The organism is Nocardioides insulae DSM 17944 (assembly GCF_000422825.1).
In the GTDB taxonomy this organism is placed as follows: Bacteria; Actinomycetota; Actinomycetes; order Propionibacteriales; family Nocardioidaceae; genus Nocardioides; species Nocardioides insulae.
On record NZ_AUGU01000014.1, the window covers coordinates 374,364 to 396,770 of the forward strand.

Below are 22,407 nucleotides of genomic sequence, written 5' to 3' on the forward strand. Positions count from 1 at the left end.
CGACTGGCATCCTCGGACCGTGGAGGCACGCGAGATCAATCTGTCCCTGGATTTCTGCCTACGGGTGGGGGACCTGTTGATGTCCACCGGAGCGGGTGCTGCGGACGTCGCGAACACGATGCGCAACCTTGCCCGTCAGTTCGGACTCAGCACCGCCGACATCGACGTCACCTTCGTCAACCTGTCCATGCACTATCAGGCCGACCCCGAGGAGGCGCCGCACGTCGCCACCCGGCAGGTCAAGAGCCGGGCTACCGACTACGACCACCTCACCCGGCTGGACCATCTGGTGCGCGCCGTCCTCAACGGACGGATGGACCTGCGCGAGGCGCGCAGCGAGTTGGGTCGGATCACCTCGACTCCGCGTAGCCGACCACGTTGGCGGATCACCGTGGCGATGGCCGTTCTCTCCGGGGCACTCGCGGTGTTCCTGGGTGGTGACGTGCGGGTGGCCCTGCTGGCGGCGATGTCCGCGGCACTGATCGACCGGGTCCAGCCGCTGCTGGCCCGCCGCCGGATCCCGGAGTTCTACGTCCAGGCGGCCAACGCCGCACTGGCCACGCTGCTTGCGACCGCGGTGGCCGCCGCGCCGGTGAACATCGATGTCTCCCGCGCGATCACCGCCAACATCATCGTGCTGATGGCCGGCCTCGGGTTCGTCGGCGCGGTCCAGGACGCTCTCACCGGGTTCTACCTCACCGCCTGCGCCAGGTTCACCGAGGTCTTCCTCGCCACCGCCGGCATCATTGCCGGGGTGAGCGGCGGCCTCGCGGTGGCGGGCGCGATCGGGGCGCATATCCCGTACGTCGCCCCCGGGGAGATCACTCTTCAGGACGCCACGATCACCATCGTCGGGGGCGCGGTGAGCGCTGCCGCCTGGGCCTACGCCGTCTACGCGCCCGGCCGGATCATCGCGCCGATCGCGGTGGTCGGAGGGGTGGCCACCGCGATCTACGTCGCAGTGCCCAACGAGGAGATCGGCCGTTCCTGGCAGGTCGGCGCCGCGGCACTGTTCATCGGTCTGGTGAGCTACTCGGTCGCCGGCCGGATGAGGGTGCCACCCCTGGTCATCATGGTGGCGGGGATCGTGCCGCTCCTCCCGGGCCTGTCCATCTATCGCGGACTGATCCTGCTCTCCTCCGAGGAGGGCAGTTCCACCGGGCTGTTGGCGATGTTCACGGCCGCCTCGATCGCGCTGGCCCTGGCCGCGGGCGTGATCCTCGGTGAGTACGTCGCCCAGCCGCTCAAGCGTGAGGCCCGCCGGGTCGAGCAGCGGCTGGCCGGCCCCCGACTCGTCGGCCCCGTCCAGGTCGCGCAGACGCGGCGGCGGGAGGACACGGCGGACAGGTCCCAGCGTCGCGCCGAGCGTCGGACCCAGCGTCGGGCCCGAGGTGGAGTCGCTGCGTCCCTCGGGGACGAGGTCACCGACTGAGCAGCCCGGTCGGGGCACGCTCGGAGCCAGCATCGCTCGGTCACGAGGTCATCGGCCGAGCGCCGCGAGTCGCTCCAACCAGCCGGCTGCGGTCCCGTCGTACGGCGGGCGCCGAGCGACCACGTCGTCGTACACGCGTTCGGCGGACTCCTCGGCCATCGTGATGATCTCCGGCGGATAGCCGTAGAGCAGTTGGTGCTCCTCGAACTCCTCCTCGTCGTCGATCGTCGTGGTGCCGTCGGACCGGGTGACGATGTCGAGGTCCAGGTCGACCGCGCGCAGCACGTCGTCGTCCCATTCGGCCGGCGTGGTGATGTCGGTGTAGAGGGTGCACCAGATCCCGGGGGCGTGGAACCCGGCCAGGAAGGCGCCGCGAGCGGGCACGAGCATCACGGTGTCGACCCGGCTGTGGAACTCCAGGCCGGGCCGGTGGTTGTGGGTGCCGGCCGGGAAGCCGACCCAGTCGCCGAAGGTGTCCTCACCGAGGAAGTGGCCGTCGTACTGCCAGTGTCGACGGCCGCCCCACTTCGTCATCTCGACGGAGACGGGGCGGCCGGCTTCGAAGCGGGGCATGGCTCCAATCTGCCACGCGGGGACCGGCCGTGGGAGCGGTCGATGGGCCTACTTCGGCCTGGCGTGCCTGGCGCCCAGGGCGATGAGGTCCTGGTAGCGGGAGCCGGCGAACTTGGCGACGTGGTGCACCGCATGGGCGTCTGGGCCGATGAGCACCCGGGCGCGGTTGCGGCGGATGCCGTTGATGATCACCTCGGCGGCCCTCTCCGGCGTCGTACGGGCCAGCTTCTCGTCGAAGAACCGGGCGAGTTCGGCCTTGTCCGCGCCGCCGCCGACCCGGCCCGACCGGACGATCGCGGTCCTGATCCCGCCGGGGTGTACGGCGGTGACACCGACGCGGTGCCCGGCCAGCAGCATCTCCTCGCGCAGCGCTTCGGTCATGCCGCGGACGGCGTACTTGGAGGCGTTGTAGATGCTCTGGCCGGGCATCGAGACCAGCCCGAAGAGCGAGGACAGGTTGACCAGGTGGGCGTCGCCGGAGGCGATCAGGTGGGGGAGGAAGAACTTCGTGCCGTGCAGGACGCCGGCGAGGTTGATCCCCAGGATCCAGTCGATGTCCTCCCAGTCCAGGTCGTCCAGGTCGCCGGACAGGGAGACCCCGGCGTTGTTGATCACGACGTTGACCCGGCCGAAGTGCTCGGCCACGCGGCCGGCGTACGCGCCGAAGGCCGCGCGGTCGGCGACGTCGAGCCGGTCCGCCCTCACCTGAGCCGCGCCGGCCGCCTTGACCAGGTCGACCGTCTCGGCGAGGCCGCTGTCGTTGATGTCGGACAGGGCGAGCAGGGCACCTCGCCCCGCCAGGTCCACGGCCAGGGCGCGGCCGATACCGGAGCCTGCGCCGGTGACGACGACGACCTTGTCGGCGAGCTTCTTCATGCGGCCACTTCCGTCGGGATGAGGATCGCTCAACGGTAGGCCACCGGAGCGTGCGGCCGGCGGAACAGGCGGCCCGGCGCTCCGAGCACGTTGATCGGGTCAGCCCGGGCTCACATCGTCGCCACCACCGTGCGCGCAGTCCTCCAGATCGCCCCTGGCCGGGAATTGGCGCAGGATCGACCCAACCGATCCCTCGCGGAGTCCGTCAGGGGGATGGAGAGTCGGCACACGGAGCGGAGAGGACGGCCCGATGAGCTCGGAGGACGAGGCGTTCGTCGAGTACGTCGCCGCGCGCAGGGATCACCTGTTCCGGGCCGCTGTGCTGCTGTGCGGTGACCGCCACCAGGCCGAGGACCTCGTGCAGACGACGCTGACCAAGCTCTACCTCGGCTGGCGGCGGGTCAGCCGGGCCGACATCGTCGACGCCTACGTGCGCAGGATGTTGGTCAACGCGCACTTGGACGAGACGCGTCGACCGTGGCGGCGGGAGCGCCCCGAGGCCGATCCGCCCGAGCGCTCGACGTCCGGGGTCGAGGGCCCCGACGACGCGCTGTGGAACGCCCTGGCCGCGCTGCCCCCCAAACAGCGTCGCGTCGTGGTGTTGCGCCACTACTGGGGGTTGTCGGTGGCCGAGACCGCCCACGACCTGCGGATCAGCGAAGGCACCGTGAAGAGCCAGACCTCGGCCGCCCTCGCCGCTCTGCGGCGAGCTCTCCGACCTGCCCCCACCACCTGCGGAGGATCCCGATGACCGGCCACGAACCCGACGACCACGAGCTCACCGAGCGGCTCCAGCGGATGGCGGCCGGCGTGCCCGTGCCCACCGGCGACCCCGGGGAGGATCTCGCCCGTGGCCGGAGGCGCAAGCGCCGCCGGCACGCCGTCGCCGCACTCGGTGGTGTCGCGGCCGTCGCGGTGATCGGTCTCAGCGTCGCCGCCATCGACCTCCCGGGCGGTTCCGCGGACCGGACCGACACGACCGGGTTCGCGGCCTCCGGTGCGCCGGGGACCGCCGCGGGGGAGGCCGGCGGCCAGACTCCGACACCGCTCCCCGAGGATGCCGAGGAGCCGCCCCAGGCATGGTTGAACGGCGGGCAGCCCAGCGCGATGACCGACCTGCCCGACGCCGGGTTCCCGTCGGGGGGCGCCGAGGACTCCACCCTGCCGAAGACGCTGGTGCCGCCGCCCGACAGCGGAGCCGCCTGCGCCTCGGCGACCGAGGGGCAGGGTCCGTTCGACCGCGCGCTCGGCACCTACCGCGACATCGTGGCCGACCATCTCGACCCGGCCGGGACGCACCTGCAGAAGCGGGTGTCGAACGAGCAGGGCGCCGGCGGTCCGTCGGGCTGTTCGATCGGCACCAGGCTCGGCTGGACCGAGGCCGGCCAGGAGGGGGAGGCCGTGGTCCGGGTGGAGGTGGCGAACAGCTGGCGTTCCTCCGCTCTGGGTCACGAGGTCGACGGGTGGGCCGTCGTACCCACCTCGGAGCCGGGCGTGCGCACCCTGCGTACGGCGACCGACGAGGGCACCACCGCCGTGGCGGTCACCCGCGAGGACGGCACGGTCGTCTCGCTGCTGGCCGCTCCGCTGTTCGACAACCACTCAGACGTGGCGCTGGACGGCTTCGGCATCGATGTCGACCGGCTGACCGAGACCGCTTCCGACCCCCGCTTCCAACTGCCCTGATCTCGCGATGTGCTGAACCCCGCGCTGCGCTGAACCCTCACCGCGCACCGGCTTCATCCCGCGCCGCTGCTCGACAGACCTCCTTGCCTTGTCTTTCGAGCGGCGCGCTGGGCCGGAGTTCGCCTCCGTGCCCTCAGGTGAGGGCGGCCGCGAGCTGGTCGAGACCCCAGTGCAGATCCTCGGTCGAGATCACCAGCGGAGGGGCGAGCCGGATGGTGGAGCCGTGGGTGTCCTTGGCCAGGACCCCGCGGGCCAGGAGCGCTTCGCACAGGTCGCGGCCGGTGCCCAGTGCCGGATCGATGTCCACCCCCGCCCACAGGCCGCGAGCGCGGAAGCCCGTGACGCCGTGCCCGCTCAGCGCGGCCAGGCGGTCGTGCAGCACCACGCCCAGCTGAGTCGCCCGATGCTGGAACTCCCCGGTCTCGAGGAGTTCGACGACCGCCAGGCCCACGGCGCAGGCCAGCGGGCTGCCACCGAATGTCGAGCCGTGCTGACCGGGGTGCAGGACGCCGAGCACGTCACGGTCGGCCACCACCGCCGAGACCGGCACGACTCCGCCGCCCAGGGCCTTGCCGAGCAGGTAGATGTCGGGTACGACGCCCTCGTGGTCGCAGGCGAAGGTGCGACCGGTGCGTCCGAGCCCGGACTGGATCTCGTCGGCGATCATGAGCACCCCGTGCTCGGTACACAGGTCGCGGACGCCGGGAAGGTAGCCAGGCGGCGGGATGAGGACCCCGGCCTCACCCTGGATCGGCTCGAGCAGGACGGCGACGGTGCGCGGGGTGATGGCCGCCCGCAGGGCGCCCAGGTCGGCGTACGGGACGCGGACGAAGCCGGGCGTGAAGGGCCCGAAGCCGTTGCGGGCGTCCGGGTCGTCGGAGAAGCCGACGACGGTGGTGGTGCGGCCGTGGAAGTTGCCCGACATCACCACGATCTCGGCCTGGTCCGCCTGGACACCCTTGACGTCGTACCCCCACTTGCGCGCGACCTTGAGGCCGCTCTCGACCGCTTCGGCGCCGGTGTTCATCGGGAGCACGAGGTCCTTCCCGCACAGCGCGGCCAGCCGGGCGGTGAAGTCGGCGAACCGATCGTGCACGAAGGCGCGGCTGGTCAGGGTCACCCGGTCCAGCTGGGCGTGGGCGGCGGCGAGGAGTGCGGGGTGGCCGTGCCCGAAGTTGAGCGCGCTGTACCCGGCCAGCATGTCGAGCAGCCGGCGCCCGTCCACATCGGTGGTCCAGGCCCCCTCCGCGTGGCTGAGCACGACCGGCAGCGGATGGTAGTTGTGCGCGGCATGGGCCTCGGCTCGGGCGAGCTCCTCCGGCGTACGACGGGGGGTCTCGGGGCTGTCGGCGGAGGTGGTCTCCACAGTCGTCATCAGCGGCTCCTCGCGGCGCAGGATTGTCTGACAATTTCGTGGTGTCACTGTAACCCACCGGTGACTGGCCGAGCGGGTTTTCCCTCTGCGGTCGCACCTCCAGGTCATACCGGTGCCTCAGGGTGCACACAGACGGGCCACAGGACCGCCTCGGATGGTGGGGGCATGAGCAAGAGCAACCCCTCAGCAGCCCCCGACTCGACCCTGCCGCTCGGATCCCCCAGGTACGCCGACCACATCGGCACCGCGGCGGGGTCACGTCCCTCGGACGGGGCGACGCCACCGCCTGCTGCCCCGCCTGCTGCCCGGCCGTACCCGACCGGGGCGTCTCTCCCGGACACTCGTGCTGCCGGCCCGACTCGTCCCCACGCAACCGGCGCCCCCGATCCGTACATGAGTACGTGGCAGGCTGCCGGGTCCCCCGCCCCCCAACCTGTGGCGGGCAAGCCCGGCCTGCGGCAGCGGGTGTTCGGCTGGAAGAGCATGCTCGCGGTCGGGATCGCAGGGCTGGTCATCGGCGGTGCCAGCGGTGCGGGGATCACCGCCGCGGTGAGAGACGGTGACGCGGGACGCCCCGACTTCGGCCCCGGACAGGGGCAGTTCCCCGGCGGTGGCAGCGGTCAGCAGCCTCCCGCGCAGGAGGGCGAGGACGGGACAGGGTCGGACGGCCTCAGCCAGCAGGGCACCGGAGGCGAGGGCTTCACCCAGGAGTACGGCGAGAGTGAGCGTTCGGGCCCGACCACCTGAGCCGTACCCGCGGCGGTCCCTCCCTCCCCAGGTGGGAGGCACGTCTGGCGGAACCGATGTGCGGTTGTCGGTGGCGGACGGGAGAATGGGGGCCTCATGTCCGAGACACCCCCGACCCCCACCGGCGACGCCCACGACTCGAGCGACTCCAGCGAGTCCCGCCCCTCCCACGTCCAGGAGACGGCGGAGCCGCCGACCGGAGGGCTGCGCATCACCTACCCGCCGCAGCTTCCGGTGACCCAGCGTCGCGCGGACATCGCCGAGGCGATCCGCGAGCACCAGGTGGTGATCGTGGCCGGGGAGACGGGGTCGGGCAAGACCACCCAGCTCCCGAAGATCTGTCTGGAGCTCGGTCGTGGGCGGGCCATGGCCGTCTCCGGGGACGGCGACGGCGACGGAATCACGGACGCGAACACGAACGCGAACAGAGCCGGGGAACGCGGAGGGCGCCGCCGCGGTCGTCGTACCCCTCGTGCCACCGGTGGACTGATCGGGCACACCCAGCCGCGCCGGATCGCGGCGCGCAGCGTGGCCGAGCGGATCGCCCAGGAGCTGGGCACCGAGCTGGGTGATCTGGTCGGCTATCAGGTGCGGTTCACCGACCGCACCAGCAAGTCCAGCCGGGTCAAGCTGATGACCGACGGCATCCTGCTCGCCGAACTGCAGCGCGACCGCGATCTGACCAGGTACGACACGATCATCATCGACGAGGCGCACGAGCGAAGCCTCAACATCGACTTCCTGCTCGGCTACCTCAAGCGCCTGCTGCCGCGCCGTCCCGACCTCAAGCTGATCATCACCAGCGCGACCATCGACCCGGAGCGTTTCGCGGAGCACTTCGCCGACGCGCGCACGGGTGAGCCGGCGCCGATCATCGAGGTGTCCGGGAGGACCTACCCGGTCGAGGTCCGCTACCGGCCGCTGATGACCTTCGCCGGAGCCGAAGGAGCCGACGGCGGGGCCGGCGCAGGGCGGGGGCGCACCGGCCCGGAGGCCGACGACGAGGGCGAGGTGATCGTCCGCGACCAGACCGAGGCGATCGTGGACGCGGTCAAGGAGCTCAGCGCCGAGGGGCCGGGCGACATCCTGGTCTTCCTGCCCGGCGAACGCGAGATCCGCGACACCGCCGACGCCCTGCGCAGCGCGCTGGGAGTCGACCGGCAGCGCGGAGCCCCGGTGGAGATCACGCCGCTCTACTCGCGCCTCTCGGCCGCCGAGCAGCACAAGGTCTTCCAGCCGCACACCGGCCGTCGGATCGTGCTGGCCACCAACGTTGCCGAGACCTCGCTGACCGTGCCGGGCATCCGGTACGTCGTCGACACCGGGGTCGCACGGATCAGCCGCTACAGCGTGCGTACCAAGGTGCAGCGGCTCCCGATCGAGCCGATCAGCCAGGCCAGTGCCAGCCAGCGATCCGGCCGCTGCGGCCGCGTGGAGGCCGGCATCGCGGTCCGGCTCTACAGCGAGGAGGACTTCGAGGGGCGGCCCGAGTTCACCGACCCCGAGATCCTGCGTACCAACCTGGCCAGCGTCATCTTGCAGATGGCCAGTCTGGGGCTCGGGGACGTGGCCAGGTTCCCCTTCGTCGAACCCCCCGACCGACGCAACATCTCCGCGGGCACCCAACTCCTGGAGGAGCTCGGTGCGCTGGGCGCCGGCGAGACCCCCGACCCGAAGGAGAGCGGACGAAGTCCGCGGAGACTGACCGGGCTGGGCCGCCGGCTCGCTCGGTTGCCGGTGGACCCGCGACTGGGTCGGATGATCCTGGAGGCCGAACGGCTCGGTTGCGTCCGGGATGTCCTGGTCATCGCCGCAGCCCTCTCCCTCCAGGATCCGCGCGAGCGTCCCGGGCCCGACCAGCCCGCCGAGCAGGCGCGGGCCGACCAGCTGCACGCGCGGTTCAAGCACGAGGCCTCCGACTTCCTGACCTTCCTCAACCTGTGGCGCTACCTCAAGGAGCAGCAGCGGGAGCTCTCCTCCAGCGCGTTCCGGAGGATGTGCCTGCGCGAGCATCTGCACTACCTGCGGGTTCGCGAGTGGCAGGACTTCGAGTCCCAGCTGCGTCAGGTCTGCCGGGAGATGAAGATCGATCTCGGCAGCGCCGGATCCGAGCCGGGCGGCACCAGCAACACCAGCGACGAGACCAGCCAGCAGACCAACCAGCAGGCCAAGGGCGCCGCGTACGACGCCGACGGCATCCATCAGGCGCTCCTGTCCGGGTTGCTCTCCCACATCGGGCTGCTGGAGGAACGCGAGAAGAGCTCCGGTGCCGGGCGGGAGAAGAAGCGCCGCGGCCCGCGCGAGTACCTCGGCGCCCGTGGCGCCCGGTTCGCGGTCTTCCCCGGCAGCGTGCTGTCGCGGAAGAACCCGCAGTTCCTGATGGCCGGCGAACTCGTCGAGACCAGTCGACTCTGGGCCCGGCAGAACGCCGCCATCCAGCCGGAGTGGGCCGAGCGCCTGGCCGGCGACCTGGCCAAGCGCACCTACTCCGAGCCGCACTGGAGCACCCGCCGCGCCGCCGTGATGGCGCGGGAGCGGGTCACCCTGTACGGCGTACCCCTCGTCGCCGACCGGCCGGTCAACTACGGCCGGATCGACGCCGACCTGTCCCGGGAGCTGTTCATCCGGCACGCCCTCGTCTACGGGGAGTGGCCGGGGGCGGCCAAGCGACACCGGTTCCTGGCCGACAACCAGCGCCTGCTCGAGGAGGCGGCCGAACTCGAGCACCGTGCCCGTCGCCACGACATCGTGGTCGACGAGCACGCGCTGTTCGACTTCTACGACGCCCGGGTCGGCCGGGAGGTGGTCTCCGGGGCGCACTTCGACACCTGGTGGAAGATGACGCGGCGTGAGCAGCCCGCGCTACTCACCTTCGACCCCGCGATGCTCACCCTCGACACCGCCGAGGAGGTCACCGCGGCCGACTACCCGACGGTCTGGGAGGACGGCGGGCTCACCTTCGACCTGAGCTACCACTTCGAGCCAGGGACTGCCGAGGACGGGCTGACCGTCGACGTGCCGGTGGCGACGCTCAACCGGGTCGGCGCCGACGACTTCTCCTGGAACGTCCCCGGCCTGCGCGAGGAGTTGGTCACGGCGCTGATCCGCAGCCTGCCCAAGAACCTCCGGGTCAGCTTCGTCCCGGCACCCGATCAGGCGCGCGAGTTCCTGCGGGTGACCCCGCCGGGGGAGGAGCCGCTGCTGGACGCGCTCGAGCGCTGGGGCCGCAGCACCAAGGGCGTGGTCATCCCGCGCGATGCCTGGGACTGGACCAAGGTGCCCGAGCATCTGCGACCGACCTACCGCATCGTCGACGAGGCCGGCCGGGAGCAGGCGCGCGGTAAGGACCTCGACTCGCTCAAGGCGCCGCTGCGCGGCGAGTTCGAGCAGGCGATCGCGGAGGTGGCGGCCGACGCGGGGCTGTCCTCGACCGGGCAGACCGCGTGGACCTTCGGTGAGGTGGCGCGCGAGGTCACCGAGAAGCGGGCGGGCCACGAGGTCACCGTGCACCCATGCCTGGTCGACGAAGGGGCCAGCGTCGGCCTCCGGGTGGTCGGCTCGCGCGAGGAGGCCGCGGCCAGACACCGTCTCGGCGTCAGCCGGCTGCTGATCTTGGACCTGGACCGTCTCGACCCCCGGCTGGTGCCCCGGATCCTCGACTCGCTGACCACCGCCGACAAGCTGGCGCTGGTCGGCTCGCCGTACTCCTCTGCCTCCGAGCTGGTGGGTGACGCTCGCACCGCGGTGGTGCGGGCGGCGGTCGATTCCCGGCCGGAGGCCCGCGACCGCCCGTCGTACGACGCCCTGCTGGCCGCGGCCGGCTCGGATCTCGAGGCCTCGGTGCGGGCGGTGCTGCAGGATGCGCTGCGGGCCCTGGAGGGCTACCGCGAGGTCGACAAGCTGGTCTCCGGGCGCACCGACCTGCGCACCCTGCCGGCCCTCACCGACCTGCGCGGACAGCTCGCCCGGCTGGTCCACGACGGGTTCATCGCCGAGGCCGGGCCCGCCATGCTGCGCCGCTATCCCACATACTTCAGGGCGATGGTGCACCGTCGCGACCGGTTGGAGAGCAACCTCTCGGCGGATCAGCGGCTGATGGACCAGTACCTCCCGCTGGAGGAGGCCTACCTGCATCAGGTGGCGGCGCTCCCGGAGGGACGGCCGCCCGGCGAACGCCTCCGGCGGGTCCGCTGGATGCTCGAGGAATATCGCGTCTCGCTGTGGGCCCAGCAGTACGGCACGGCTTTCCCCGTCTCCGACACCCGCATCCGCAAGGCGTTGGGCTGACTGTCAGGCGGAGCCTGGGGCGCGGCGTACCCTGGGCCGCGTGAGCCGCGACCACCACCGACCGATGACTCCGGGAGACCGGTTCTTCGACGGCCTCACCGGAGGTGTCGATCCCGCGCGGGTCCGCGAGGCCGCTGACCAGGCTGCGACCCTCCTGGTGCGCGGAGCCCGCGCCGGGGACGACCCGGGCGTCGCTGAACGCGTCGTGCACCTGGCCGAGGACGAGGGGCTGGAGACCATCGCGGAGGTGTGGGCGGGTTCGCCTGCCGACACCCTCGCCGGATGCCTGTGGCGCCTGTTCCTCCTGCGCAGCTGGGTGTACGCCGACCCCGACGGTGCGGCCCGTCAGTTCGAGGCGGGGAGGCAGGGGGCGCAGGTCGCCCGGGTCGTCGCCGGTGTGGCCGATCCGCCCGGCCCCGCGGAGATCAAGGCGATGATCGACGAGGTGCTGCGCGGGGTGGCCGGTGCCGACTTCGCCGACGTCCTCTTCCGCGCCGCGGCGTTCGCCAGGGTGGTGGCCACCGGCCGTGCTCACGAGCCGGGCATCCCCGGCGAGGACGTCCGCCGGATGCTGCACCTCTCCGAACAACTGGAATCAGCCGGCCACCTCGAGCTTTCCCACCCGCTGGTGTGATCCCTGCCTGCGCCCGTGGAGCGCGGGCCCGCAACTTTCCCCGGTGAACCGGCGAAAGTTGCACTTTTCGGGCCGAATAAGGCCTGGAAGCGCACCGATTGCCCCGGTAGTGGTGCTGAAGTGACGGTCGGGACGAGGGATCGGGGCGGGTGCGGCACACTGAGCCGTCGGTGTCACCGGTGGGGTTGAAGCGGAGGCTAGGATGATCGACGAACACGCCGGGCCGCGGCAGCCCCGGGTCCCAACATCAGCCGCTACGAGCGGCCACGCGCCGTGAGGCGCTCCCGGCCCGGCGTGTTCACCAGACTCCGCGCCCGACTGCGCGGGCGGATCCGGGCCCCTTTCACGCGACGTGCGGTCGGGCCCACCATCGGCTACGCACCTCGGGCGGACGGGCGTCCTGATCCCGGCGAGATCGTCTGGGCGTGGGTGCCGTACGAGGAGGACGCCACCCGCGGCAAGGACCGGCCGGTCCTGCTGATCGGCCGTGCGGACGGTCAACTGCTCGGCCTGATGCTGACCAGCAAGGACCATGACCGGGACGCCGCCCAGGAGGCCCGATGGGGGCGGCACTGGATGGACATCGGTGCCGGGGCCTGGGACGGCCGTCGTCGACCCAGCGAGGTCCGCCTCGACCGGCTCCTCCGGCTGCCGGAGTCGGCGGTACGGCGGGAGGGGGCCGCCTTGGACCGGCGGATGTTCTCGCGAGTGCTGGAGGCGGCGATGCCCTTCCACGAACGCACGCTCGGGTAGGGGATGGCGGAGGGGCGCACCTCACGTCGCTGATGAGGACGGCCGTGCTTGGCGAATCCTTTACAGTGGACCGGCCTGGCCATCGGCCGGGAGAATCGTGCTGGCGCAGGGGTGTGGCAGGTCCACCGTGCGGCCATCGAGGAGCAGGAGGAACGGTGCGACGCGTGCGGGCGAGCCTGGCGGTGACCTTGACGATCGGCTTGGCGGCGACCCTGGCGGCATGCAGCGATGACAGCGACCCGGAGGCCGACGCACCGAGTTCCTCGGCATCCTCGGCCTCCCAGTCGGCTCCGGCCGAGCCGGCCGAACTGACGATCGGCGTGTGGGGCACCAAGACCGAGGTCAAGGCCTTCGACCAGGTGGTCGACGAGTACAACGCCGCCACCGACGCGGCGAAGGTGACCCTGGTCAGCTGGCCCGACTCCGCGGCGATGCAGGCGGCGATCCAGGCCGGCGGCGACGTCCCAGATGTGTTCCTGTTGCCGCGGGCCGACGTACCGGTCTTCAGTGACAACGACCTGATCGAGCCGGTCGACGAGCCGCTGGCCGCCCGGGCGGTCGACCTCGGCGACGGCTACTCGCGGCAGGCCATCGAGGAGTTCTCCGCGGACGGCCGGTTGCAGTGCATGCCGTACGGCGTGTCGCCCGAGGTGATCTACATCAACACCGACCTCGTCGACTTCGAACGGATGCGGGTTCAGGAGTTCGAGGCGCCGGCGGACGAGACCTACGAACGCTGGTCGTGGGACGAGTTCAATGCGGCCGCGGAGTTCGCGACCCGTCCTCGGCGCGGCATCAGCGGCCTGGCGATCGAGCCGACCCTGGAGCAGATGGCACCGTTCATCCTCTCCGGGGGTGGACACCTGGTCGACGACGAGGAGGCCCCCACGTCGCTTGCCTTCTCCGATGACGACACCCGCGCCGCGCTCGAGCCGACGCTGGAGACGCTGCGCAACGCCGCGATCAATCTGCCGCCCGAGCAGCTCGCGAAGAAGTCTGCGGTCGAGTGGTTCAAGGAGGGCAAGGTCGGCATGATCGAGGCGGACCGGTCCCTCGTGCCCCAACTCCGCGAGATCGACGACCTGCGCTGGGACGTCATGCCGATCCCGCGGATCGACTCGGCGGCCACCATCGGTGACTACACCGGGCTGTGCCTGAGCAGCGCCAGTGACTCGCCCGGCGCCGCCGCCGACCTGCTCACCGCCCTCATCTCCGATCAGTACGTCGCGGAGGTCGCCCAGACCGGCTACCTGGTGCCGGTGAACCAGCGGGTCGCCCTGTCCGAGCGTTTCCTGCAGACCAATCGGCAGCCGCTGAACAGCAAGGTCTTCGTGAGCAGCATCCGGACGATGTCGGTGCCCCCGGAGGCACGCAAGTGGCCTGCGGTGGAGGCGGCGGTCTCCGACTCTCTCCACCAGTTGGTGGAGGAGCGTCCCACCGTGGACCTCGAGGCCGTGACCGAGCAGATCGACGAGGACTCCCAGCCCGTCTTCGGGCAGTGACCCTGCTCCGGGCGACTCGGCCCCACTCCGCGCTCCCGGCTGGGGGGCTGATCCTCCGCCCGAATCCGTAGGTTCCCACCTGCTGTCTGCGGACACCGTCCGGGCACACCGACGGCGTGAGCGCGCTCGAGGGGGCCGCCGGACCGAAGACACGCCCACGACCCCATGCCGGCGCAACCGGCTTGCGACTCGCGACGGCGCCCGCCGTCGGGCTCGCGCGGGCGGGCCGTGGGGCAGGGGGCCGCTCAGGCGGCGTCGGCCTCCAGGATGGCCTGGGTGAGCACGGGGGCGGTGAGCGCGATCTGCCAGCCCCGGGCGGAGTGGGCGGAGAGCAGGCTGGTCACCGCGTCGAGGAGTTCGCCGGGATCGCGGGTGCGGGGCGGGGCCCACAGCACCCGTCGCAGGGTGTCGGGGGTGAGCAGGTTCTCCGCGGGCAGTTGATGCCGCTCGGCGATCTCGGACAGGCGGGCCCGAGCGGTGCTGAGTCGGTGTGCCGCGACCGGATCCTTGTCGGCCCAGGCCCGGGGGACCGGGGGACCGTCGCCGCGCGGCGTACGGACGGGGAGCTCCCCCTCGGGCTGCTCGGCGACCTCGGCGAGCACTGCGGCGAAGCGCGAGGCATAACGCTCCGCGCCGCGGCCGTGGAAGCCCTTGGTGGCCAGCAGGCGACCGCGCTCGGTGGGAAGCGTCATCGCAGCGGCCACGATCGCGGAGTCCGGCACGATCCTGCTCGGGGTGACATCACGCTGGGCCGCGATCTCGTCGCGAAGCGTCCACATCGCCCTGACCGCCGCGAGCCCGCGCCGGCCCTTAACCTTGTGCATGCCGGAGGTACGGCGCCAGGCGTCCACCCGAGGGGTGGGCTCGAAGTCGCGGAGGTGGTCGAACTCCTGACGGGCCCACTCCGCCTTGCCGGCCTCCTCCAGTTGGGCGGCCAGCGCCGTCCGGAGTTCGACCAGGACCTCGACGTCGAGAGCGGCGTACTCGAGCCAGGGCACGGGCAACGGGCGGGTGGACCAGTCCGCGGCGGAGTGCTCCTTGCGCAGGTGGAACCCGAGCACGGTCTCCACCAAGGTGCCGAGCCCGACCCGGGGATACCCCAGCAGCCGGCCGGCGAGTTCGGTGTCGAAGAGGGCGTCGGGGCGCAGGCCGACCTCGGCCAGACAGGGGAGGTCCTGGGTGGCGGCGTGCAGGATCCACTCGGTGCCGCTCAGCGCGTCCGCGAGCGGCGCCAACGTGCTCAGCCCGATGGGATCGATGAGCCAACTGCCCGACCCCTCGCGGCGGAGCTGGATCAGGTAGGCGCGGTTGGAGTAGCGGTAGCCGCTGGCCCGCTCGGCATCGATCGCCACCGGCCCTGAACCGGCCGCGATCGCCGCGGCCGCGTCCCGCAGCCCGGCGTCGGTCTCGGTCACCGGGGGCAGGCCGTCGCGCAGGGTCAGCAGCGGGGCGGTCTCGGGCTCGGTGTCGGTCTCAAGGCCGGGCTCGGGCCCGGTGGCGCCCTCGGCTCCGGCCCGGTCGTCGTCCCGGACGTCCGAGGCATGGGGGGAGGGGGAGTCGGACGCAGTCTCGTCCGGAGACTCGGGGAGGTTCTCGGTGTGCTCGTCTGTCATCAGATGGGAGTGCCTCAGGCCGGGCCGCGCTGTCCCCGGCTGGTGGGGATGATGGCCACGCCCTCGGGTACGGGCGGTAGTCCGGCCGCCGTACACAGTAGTTCGCCCCAGGCCTCGGCATGTGCGCGGATGTCGGGGAAGGCGCCCTCGGCGACGGGCGTCCACGAGGCGCGGATCTCGACCTGCGCGGTGCTGTCGTCGTCTGCCATCCCGCCGAAGCTCTCGGTGGCGACCCGGGTGACGCTGCCAGCTGCCGCAAGGTGCTCGGCGCCGTGCGCCTCGAGGGCCTCGAGAAGCCAACTCCAGGCGACCTCGCCGAGCATCGCATCGGTGATCTGGTCGGCATCGACCTCGGCCCGCACGTAGGCGACCAGGCGGAAGGTGCCACCCGCCCATGCGTCGTTGCCCTGCGGATCGTGCAGCAGGATCAGACGGCCGGTGCCGACCTCGTCGCCGGCGACGTTGACATCGGCCGACAGGGCGGTGGCGTACGGCGCGATCCGCTGCGGGGCGGGCATCTGCTCGCAGAAGATCTCCGGGCGCAGTCGGGCAGTGTGGAGATCAGCGACCGCTGCCCGGAACTCGGGCGGATCATCGTGCGCACCCGTGCTCGGGCGCGTCTCCTCACGCGCGGCCATGTGCCCAGCGTAAGCCGGATGATGCTCCGGGATGTGCGCACACGCCGGAGAAGGTGGGACCCTGTGCCCGTGAACGACCTCCTCGACAGCGCCTTCCTCAAAGCGGCCCGGGGCGAGCAGGTCCCTCACACGCCGGTCTGGTTCATGCGTCAGGCGGGTCGTTCCCTCCCCGAGTATCTCCGTCTTCGCGAGGGGATCGCGATGCTCGACGCCTGTCTCGATCCCGAGATGGTCGTGGAGATCACCATGCAGCCGGTGCGCCGGTACGGCGTGGACGCGGCCATCTTCTTCTCCGACATCGTGCTGCCGCTCAAGGCGGTCGGGGTCGATCTGGACATCAAGCCCGGGATCGGCCCGGTCGTGGCCAAGCCCGTCCGCACCCTCGACGACGTCGCCGCCATCCCCGACCTCACGCCCGAGCACGTGCCGATGATCACCGAGGCCGTGCAGGGTCTGGTCGGCGAGTTGGCCTCGGTCAACGGGGGTACGCCGCTGATCGGGTTCGCCGGCGCCCCGTTCACGGTGGCCTCCTACCTGGTCGAGGGCGGACCGTCCAAGGAGCACGCCCGTACCAAGGCGATGATGTTCGGGGCGCCCGAGGTGTGGGACGCGCTGATGCGCAAGATCGCCGGGATCGCCTGTGCGTACCTGCAGGTGCAGGTCGAGGCGGGCGCGTCCGCGGTACAACTCTTCGACTCCTGGGCCGGGGCCCTCACACCGGCCGATTACGCCGCCTCGGTGATGCCCCACTCGGCTCGGGTGCTGGAGCAGGTCGGGCGCCTCGGCGTACCTCGGATCCACTTCGGTGTCGGCACCACGAACCTGCTCGGTCTGATGGGCGAGGCCGGAGCCGACGTCGTCGGCATCGACTGGCGTACGCCGCTCGCCGACGGCATCGCGCGGGTGGGTGATCGGGCGGTGCAGGGCAACCTCGATCCCAGCCTGGTCTTCGCCCCGACGGAGCTGATGCTCGAGCGGGCCGGCGAGATCATCAAGGCCGGCCGGTCGGCCAAGGGGCACATCTTCAACCTCGGCCACGGTGTCATCCCCTCCACCGACCCGGACCAGCTCGCCCGGCTGACCGACTTCGTCCACTCCTACCCGCTGGACTGATCACCGCCCTGAGGCGGGTGTGGTCCCTGGCGCCTCAGTGGTCACACGACCCGGCCGAAAGTGGCGCTACCTGGCCGATTTTTCGGCTGGGTAGCGCCACTTTCCCCGGTGAACCGGGGAAACGTCCGGCTCCCCGCTTCCCTCACTCGGAGGGAGGGTCGCTCCGGGGAGCACGGCGGCGGAGGAACCACAGAGCAGGGACGGCGACCAGGGCGAGCAGCCCGAGCCAGGGCAGCAGCAGCCCGGCCGCGACACCGACGCCGGTGATGAAGGTGAGCATCGCGTGCCAGCCGGTGTCCAGGCCGCTGAGGAACCCGCTCTGCTCGTCTTCGGGAGCCGGCTCCGCCCAGGCCCTGGTGATGCTCACCGAGACGGTCGAGTATTCGGTCTGATCCGCGAGCCGAGCCTGGGTACGGAGCAGTGAGTCGAGGTCGGCCTGGCGGCGGGTGAGCTCACTCTCGATCGCGACGATGTCCTCGATCGACTCCGCCCGGTCGAGCAGGGCGCGGACGCGGGCCAGGCTGGCGCGCTGGGCGGCGATGCGGACCCGGGTGTCGGTGAGTTGCGCGGTCACGTCCTGGGTGGAGATCGTCGAACTGGTGGGCGTCGCGATCTGTTCCAGCGCCGCGACAGTGTCATCGAACTCGTCCACCGGCACGCGCAGCTGGAGCCGGGCATCCGAGGCTCGCCCGTCCTGGTCGCGGTAGGCCTCCTGGTCCGCGACGAAGCCGCCGTGGCTCTCGACCACCCGGACCACCTCGGCATGGTCGGCGGCGACGTCCTCGGAGCTGAGTTCCATGGTGGCGGTCTTGATCAGGTCGGCGTTCTGCACCGAGGACCGGGCGAGAGCGGCGATGTCCTCGCCGGTTTCCGAGCCCGGTGCGCGCGGCGAGTCCGACTTCCCCGTAGCTGCCCGTCCGCCGGCGGCCTCGTCTGCTGCCACCGCACTGTCTGGCACGGAGGTCGAGCCGCCCGAATCGCCCGTGTCGGCTGAGCCGTCGGAGCCGCCGCACCCGGCGAGGACGACGAGGATCACCACGAGGGCCACCCAGCCCAGCACCGTCATCGCTCGTCGATGGCGGGCGCGGCCTCGGGTGGTGTTCGGGTCTCCGCTTCGGGCCGGTCGGTGCCGGAGTGCTGGTGAAGGATTCATGAGGGTGTGACGTGGCCGCCTCGGATCCGGTTCCCCTGCCGGGCGAGTACGTCGAGGGCGAGCGGCCGGCCGGCAAGGAGCCCTCGGCTCGCCGCAGCCGGGTCGGCGATGGGAGACTGTGCTGGTGCGTGTGGTCGTCATCGGAGCGGGGGTCGGCGGTCTGGCCGCGGCCCATGATCTGGCCCGACGGGGCCACCGGCCGGTGGTCCTGGAGGCGGAGGATCGGGTCGGCGGCAAGCTGTACCGCCGCGAGGTCGGCGGCGTCACCGTCGACGTCGGTGCGGAGGCGATGCTGCATCGCCGGCCCGAAGGGGGCGCGCTGGCCAGCGAACTCGGCCTCACCGTCGAGCATCCCACCGCCGCCTCGTCCCGCATCTGGACCCGTGGCCGGCTGCGGCCGCTGCCGCGGTCGCTGATGGGTGTGCCGATGGATCTGGCCGCCCTCGAAGCCTCCGGCATCCTCTCCGACGCAGGACTCGCGCGGGTCCGGCAGGAGCCGGACCTCCCCGTCGACGAACTGCCGGCCGACGTCGCGGTCGGCGATCTGGTCGCGCGCCGGTTCGGGGAGGAGGTCACCGATCGCCTCGTCGAGCCCCTCCTCGGTGGCGTGTACGCCGGCCACGCCCGCCAGATCTCGGCCGCCGCCGCCGTGCCGCAACTGCTGGCGATGGCACGGCGGGGGCCGCTGCTCGCCCAGGCGGCCGCCGTACCGTCCACCGGCGGACCGGTCTTCGCCGGGCTGCCGGGTGGGATGGGCCGACTGACCGAGGCCCTGGCCGCCGACGAGAGGGTCACCGTGCGCACCGGCGCCCGGGTGGTGGGCCTCGCCCGCCGAGAGCGCGGTTTCGCGCTGACGCTGACCGACGAACAGATCCTGGCGGACGCCGTGGTGGTCGCCACGCCCGCTGCGGCCGCTGCCGGGCTCCTGGGCGACCTCGCACCCTCGGCCGCGGTCGAGTTGGGCGCGATCGAGTATGCCGCGATGGCCGTGATCACCCTGGTGTTCCGGCGCTCGGAGGTGGCCGGTGCCGCGCTCGACGGCAGCCTCTCCGGGCTGCTGGTCCCGCCGCGGGACGGACGCCGGATCAAGGCCGCCACCTTCTCCTTCGCCAAGTGGGACTGGGTGCGCCGGGCCGGCGAGGCCGACGGTCTGATCCACCTGCGCACCTCCATCGGCCGCGCCGGCGAGGAGAAGTCACTGGCCCACCCGGACGAGGAACTGGTCGCGCATTCCTTGGCAGATCTCGGCGAGGCGACCGGCCTGACAGCGGCCCCGGTCGCGACCCACGTGCAGCGTTGGGACGCCGGGCTCCCGCAGTACGCCGTCGGACACCTCGACCGCGTCGCCCGGATCCGTGCCGACGTGGCGCGGGTGCCGGGCCTGGAGATCTGCGGGGCGGCGTACGACGGAGTGGGGGTCCCAGCGGTGATCGGGACGGCCCATGCCGCCGTGGCCCGCCTGCTCGAGTCGGACCCCTCGCACGAGATCACTTCCCACCAGAAAGCACAATGAGCACATGACCCAGGATCCGCAGGCCCACCTCAAGTCGAACGCCGCCAAGATCAACGAGCTGAACGCCACCCAGCGCTTCACGATGTGGTCGGTCTTCCGCCTCGAGGACCGGTTCGGCGGCGCCGACGACGCGGCCCGGAAGGCGGAGGCCGACGAGGTCGAGACCGTGTTCGCCGCACTCGCCGAGGAGGACGTCGTCATCCGCGGCGTGTACGACGTCGCGGGGCTTCGTGCCGACGCCGATCTGATGATCTGGTGGCACGCCGAGACCAGCGACGCCCTCCAGACGGCGTACCACCGCTTCCGGCGGACCGCGTTCGGGAGCCGATTCACCCCGGTGTGGTCGCAGATGGCGCTCCACCGCCCGGCGGAGTTCAACCGCTCCCACCTGCCCGCCTTCCTCGCCGACGAGCGTGCGCACGCCTATGCCGCGGTCTACCCGTTCGTGCGCTCCTTCGAGTGGTACCTGCTCGAGGACAACGAGCGGCGCCGGCTGCTGGCCGAGCACGGTCAGATGGCCCGCGGTTACCCCGACGTGCGCGCCAACACCGTGCCGAGCTTCGCGCTCGGCGACTATGAGTGGATCCTCGCCTTCGAGGCCGACGACCTCACCCGCATCGTGGACCTGATGCGGCACCTGCGCGGCTCGGAGACCCGACGTCATGTGCGCGAGGAGGTGCCCTTCTACACCGGCGCCCGCGTCGAGCCCGCCGATCTGGTCGCCCGGCTGCCCTGAGTGCGGAGTTGTGAGTGACAGCGCGGCCCAGGGACCGCGCTGATGCTCACGACTCGGCAGAGCGGTCGGCGGGCTCCAGGGAGAGCGAGATGGAGTTGATGCAGAAGCGGTCGCCGGTGGGGGTGCCGTAGCCGTCGGGGAAGACGTGGCCGAGATGCGAGCCGCAGTTGGCGCAGCGGACCTCGGTGCGCTGCATGCCGTACGAGGAGTCCTCGAGGTATTCGATCGTGTCGGTGATGGGCTGGTAGAAGGACGGCCAGCCGCAGCCGGAGTGGAACTTGGTGTCCGACTCGAACAGCTTGGCCTGGCAGGCCTTGCAGCGGTAGACGCCGGTCGTCTCGGTGTCGGTGTACTCGCCGGTGAAGGCGCGTTCGGTGCCGGCCTGACGCAGCACCTGGTACTCCTCGGGCGAGAGTTCCTCGCGCCACTGCTCGTCGGTCTTCTCCACGTCGTAGGCCATGCGGCCAAGCCTACGCGGGCGCCGAGCGCGGCACTCAGAAGCCGGTGATGCAGTACGGCGCCGGGCCGGGGTCGGCCATCGCAGCGAACCGCTGCACGACCTCGGCCGCGCCTCGGATCCGCCCGGCCGCGGCGAGCGTGCCCACTGCCACTCCGCCGAGGTACAGGGCGCCGAGGGTGTCAGCGGCCATCCGCAGGTCCGGCGCCGCCTCGGTGCGGACGACCTTCGCACCGCCGCTGGTGGTGAGCTCCCAGTGGCCCTCGGCGTGACCCAGCGGGTCCTCGACCGCGATCACCAGGGAGTCCTCGGCGCCCCAGGGCCGGGCCTCCAGCGCCGTCGGTACGTCGAGCACCCGCACCCAGAGCAGGTCGTCCAGGGTGCTCTTCACCGCGAACGGCTCGACCAGCGCATGGGGGAGCGGATCCTCGCTCGGGGCGCGGTGCCAGACCGCCTGCTCGATGAGGTCGATGTCCGCGAGGTAGCGCCACAGTGCGAAGTACGGCGCCGGCCCGGTGGCGACCAGGTCGCGGATCCGCACCCGGTGGCGCCCGGTGACCTCCTCCGACTCGGGACGGTAGGCCACATAGCCGTCGGGGCGGCCGGACACATCGAGATGGACAGCGACCCGGAGGAGGTGATCGGGCCCGCCGTCCGCGGGGTTGTACCGCCCGGTGAGGGTGTCTTCGTAGAACCGGGGCCGCTCGACCGACCCGCGGGTGCGGGCCTGGAAGGCGTCGTACACGGTCGTGATGGCCGGCCAGGCATCGGCGGGCTCGACCAGCACCGTCGTCCCGGCCGCGCGGGCGGCCTCCTCGTCGCGCAGCCTGAACCGGGCGGTGGTGTCCACCTCCACCTTCCGGGTGAAGGTGGCCATGCCGAAGCCGAACCGGCCGTAGATCGAGCCCTCCGACACGGTGAGCGCGGCCAGTGGCAGGCCGCGGGCGGCCGCGTCGGTGAGATCGTCGGTCATCAACCGGCGCAACAGCCCCTGCCGCCGGTGGGTCGGAGCCACCGTGACGTCGGTGATCATGTGCAACGGGAGCGTGCCGGCACCGGTGTTGATCGTCTTGTCGAAGGAGGCGAAGGTCGCCACCGGGTGCCGCTCGGCGCCGAAGCTCGGCCGGTCCAGCCATGCTCCGGTGAGCACCGCTGCGTCCGCCGCGATGTGCTCATGCCACATCGTGCGGGTCTCCTCGGAGGGCCGGCGGTCGTGGAACCCGCGCTGGACCGACACCAGCCAGGCGTCCAGCAGCGCCGGCTCGTCGGCAGCGGTGAGGCGGCGGAAGGTGAGGCCGGAACCGGTCATGGGTCGCAAC

At 71.8% G+C, this 22,407-nt stretch carries 19 protein-coding genes; 11 read left to right on the forward strand and 8 right to left on the reverse strand.

Features of this window, described 5'->3' with window-relative positions:
* The first annotated feature begins 19 nt into the window (after positions 1 to 19).
* On the forward strand, positions 20 to 1,432 hold the full coding sequence (locus tag G515_RS19750; RefSeq protein ID WP_245565235.1) for a threonine/serine exporter family protein: 1,413 nt from the start codon (positions 20 to 22) through the stop codon (positions 1,430 to 1,432).
* Positions 1,433 to 1,480: 48 nt separating this feature from the next.
* On the opposite strand, the gene G515_RS19755 is transcribed toward G515_RS19750, so the two are convergent.
* Positions 1,481 to 2,005: a DUF402 domain-containing protein gene (locus G515_RS19755; protein ID WP_051217923.1), complete on the reverse strand. Its 525-nt coding sequence runs from the start codon at positions 2,003 to 2,005 to the stop codon at positions 1,481 to 1,483.
* A 48-nt stretch (positions 2,006 to 2,053) separates the two neighbouring features.
* Positions 2,054 to 2,881, reverse strand: a complete 828-nt coding sequence (locus G515_RS0106025) for an SDR family NAD(P)-dependent oxidoreductase (protein WP_028659437.1) — start codon at positions 2,879 to 2,881, stop codon at positions 2,054 to 2,056.
* 250 nt (positions 2,882 to 3,131) lie between these two features.
* On the opposite strand from G515_RS0106025, the gene G515_RS19760 reads away from it, so the two are divergent.
* Together G515_RS19760 and G515_RS0106035 are read left to right on the forward strand one after the other, a co-directional pair.
* Positions 3,132 to 3,632, forward strand: a complete 501-nt coding sequence (locus G515_RS19760; RefSeq protein WP_036554397.1) for a SigE family RNA polymerase sigma factor — start codon at positions 3,132 to 3,134, stop codon at positions 3,630 to 3,632.
* The gene (locus G515_RS0106035) at positions 3,629 to 4,567 is read left to right on the forward strand and encodes a hypothetical protein (protein WP_028659438.1); all 939 of its coding nucleotides are present in this window, start codon (positions 3,629 to 3,631) and stop codon (positions 4,565 to 4,567) included. Before G515_RS19760 ends, G515_RS0106035 begins: the two co-directional genes overlap by 4 nt.
* A 133-nt stretch (positions 4,568 to 4,700) precedes the next feature.
* Here G515_RS0106035 and rocD read toward each other — a convergent pair whose 3' ends face one another.
* The gene (gene rocD, locus G515_RS0106040) at positions 4,701 to 5,942 is read right to left on the reverse strand and encodes an ornithine--oxo-acid transaminase (protein ID WP_028659439.1); all 1,242 of its coding nucleotides are present in this window, start codon (positions 5,940 to 5,942) and stop codon (positions 4,701 to 4,703) included.
* Positions 5,943 to 6,335: 393 nt separating this feature from the next.
* Between rocD and G515_RS0106045 the strand changes: the two genes are divergently transcribed.
* The 5 genes from G515_RS0106045 (at position 6,336) to G515_RS0106065 (ending at position 13,865) form a co-directional block, all read left to right on the forward strand.
* Positions 6,336 to 6,689 (forward strand): hypothetical protein, encoded by a 354-nt coding sequence (locus tag G515_RS0106045; RefSeq protein WP_157571017.1) that lies wholly within the window; start codon positions 6,336 to 6,338, stop codon positions 6,687 to 6,689.
* A gap of 96 nt (positions 6,690 to 6,785) precedes the next feature.
* On the forward strand, positions 6,786 to 10,976 hold the full coding sequence (gene hrpA, locus G515_RS0106050) for an ATP-dependent RNA helicase HrpA (protein WP_084653148.1): 4,191 nt from the start codon (positions 6,786 to 6,788) through the stop codon (positions 10,974 to 10,976).
* 40 nt (positions 10,977 to 11,016) lie between these two features.
* Complete coding sequence (locus tag G515_RS0106055) at positions 11,017 to 11,610, forward strand: hypothetical protein (protein ID WP_245565237.1); 594 nt, start codon at positions 11,017 to 11,019, stop codon at positions 11,608 to 11,610.
* A gap of 294 nt (positions 11,611 to 11,904) precedes the next feature.
* A complete protein-coding gene (locus G515_RS19765; RefSeq protein WP_245565239.1) occupies positions 11,905 to 12,363 on the forward strand; it encodes a type II toxin-antitoxin system PemK/MazF family toxin in 459 nt (152 codons plus the stop codon).
* Between the two features lie 164 nt (positions 12,364 to 12,527).
* Complete coding sequence (locus G515_RS0106065) at positions 12,528 to 13,865, forward strand: extracellular solute-binding protein (protein WP_028659443.1); 1,338 nt, start codon at positions 12,528 to 12,530, stop codon at positions 13,863 to 13,865.
* 245 nt (positions 13,866 to 14,110) lie between these two features.
* On the opposite strand, the gene G515_RS19770 is transcribed toward G515_RS0106065, so the two are convergent.
* Complete coding sequence (locus tag G515_RS19770) at positions 14,111 to 15,478, reverse strand: HRDC domain-containing protein (RefSeq protein ID WP_084653152.1); 1,368 nt, start codon at positions 15,476 to 15,478, stop codon at positions 14,111 to 14,113.
* Positions 15,479 to 15,492: 14 nt separating this feature from the next.
* Entirely contained in the window at positions 15,493 to 16,116 is a 624-nt protein-coding gene (locus G515_RS0106075; RefSeq protein ID WP_028659444.1) for a DUF3000 domain-containing protein, read from the reverse strand.
* 21 nt (positions 16,117 to 16,137) lie between these two features.
* Between G515_RS0106075 and hemE the strand changes: the two genes are divergently transcribed.
* Positions 16,138 to 17,229: a uroporphyrinogen decarboxylase gene (hemE, locus tag G515_RS0106080; protein ID WP_051217958.1), complete on the forward strand. Its 1,092-nt coding sequence runs from the start codon at positions 16,138 to 16,140 to the stop codon at positions 17,227 to 17,229.
* A 142-nt stretch (positions 17,230 to 17,371) separates the two neighbouring features.
* Here the strand turns inward: hemE and G515_RS19775 are convergent, their stop codons facing one another.
* Positions 17,372 to 18,295 (reverse strand): DUF4349 domain-containing protein, encoded by a 924-nt coding sequence (locus tag G515_RS19775; RefSeq protein WP_051217924.1) that lies wholly within the window; start codon positions 18,293 to 18,295, stop codon positions 17,372 to 17,374.
* A gap of 211 nt (positions 18,296 to 18,506) precedes the next feature.
* Between G515_RS19775 and hemG the strand changes: the two genes are divergently transcribed.
* Positions 18,507 to 19,895 (forward strand): protoporphyrinogen oxidase, encoded by a 1,389-nt coding sequence (hemG, locus tag G515_RS19780; RefSeq protein WP_051217959.1) that lies wholly within the window; start codon positions 18,507 to 18,509, stop codon positions 19,893 to 19,895.
* Positions 19,896 to 19,899: 4 nt separating this feature from the next.
* Positions 19,900 to 20,631: a hydrogen peroxide-dependent heme synthase gene (gene hemQ / locus G515_RS0106095; RefSeq protein WP_028659446.1), complete on the forward strand. Its 732-nt coding sequence runs from the start codon at positions 19,900 to 19,902 to the stop codon at positions 20,629 to 20,631.
* 46 nt (positions 20,632 to 20,677) lie between these two features.
* Here hemQ and msrB read toward each other — a convergent pair whose 3' ends face one another.
* Positions 20,678 to 21,091 carry a peptide-methionine (R)-S-oxide reductase MsrB gene (gene msrB / locus G515_RS0106100; protein ID WP_028659447.1) on the reverse strand — a complete coding sequence of 138 codons (414 nt, stop codon included), beginning with the start codon at positions 21,089 to 21,091 and terminating at the stop codon, positions 20,678 to 20,680.
* A gap of 34 nt (positions 21,092 to 21,125) precedes the next feature.
* The gene (locus G515_RS0106105; RefSeq protein WP_036554402.1) at positions 21,126 to 22,397 is read right to left on the reverse strand and encodes a GNAT family N-acetyltransferase; all 1,272 of its coding nucleotides are present in this window, start codon (positions 22,395 to 22,397) and stop codon (positions 21,126 to 21,128) included.
* Between the last annotated feature and the right edge of the window lie 10 nt (positions 22,398 to 22,407).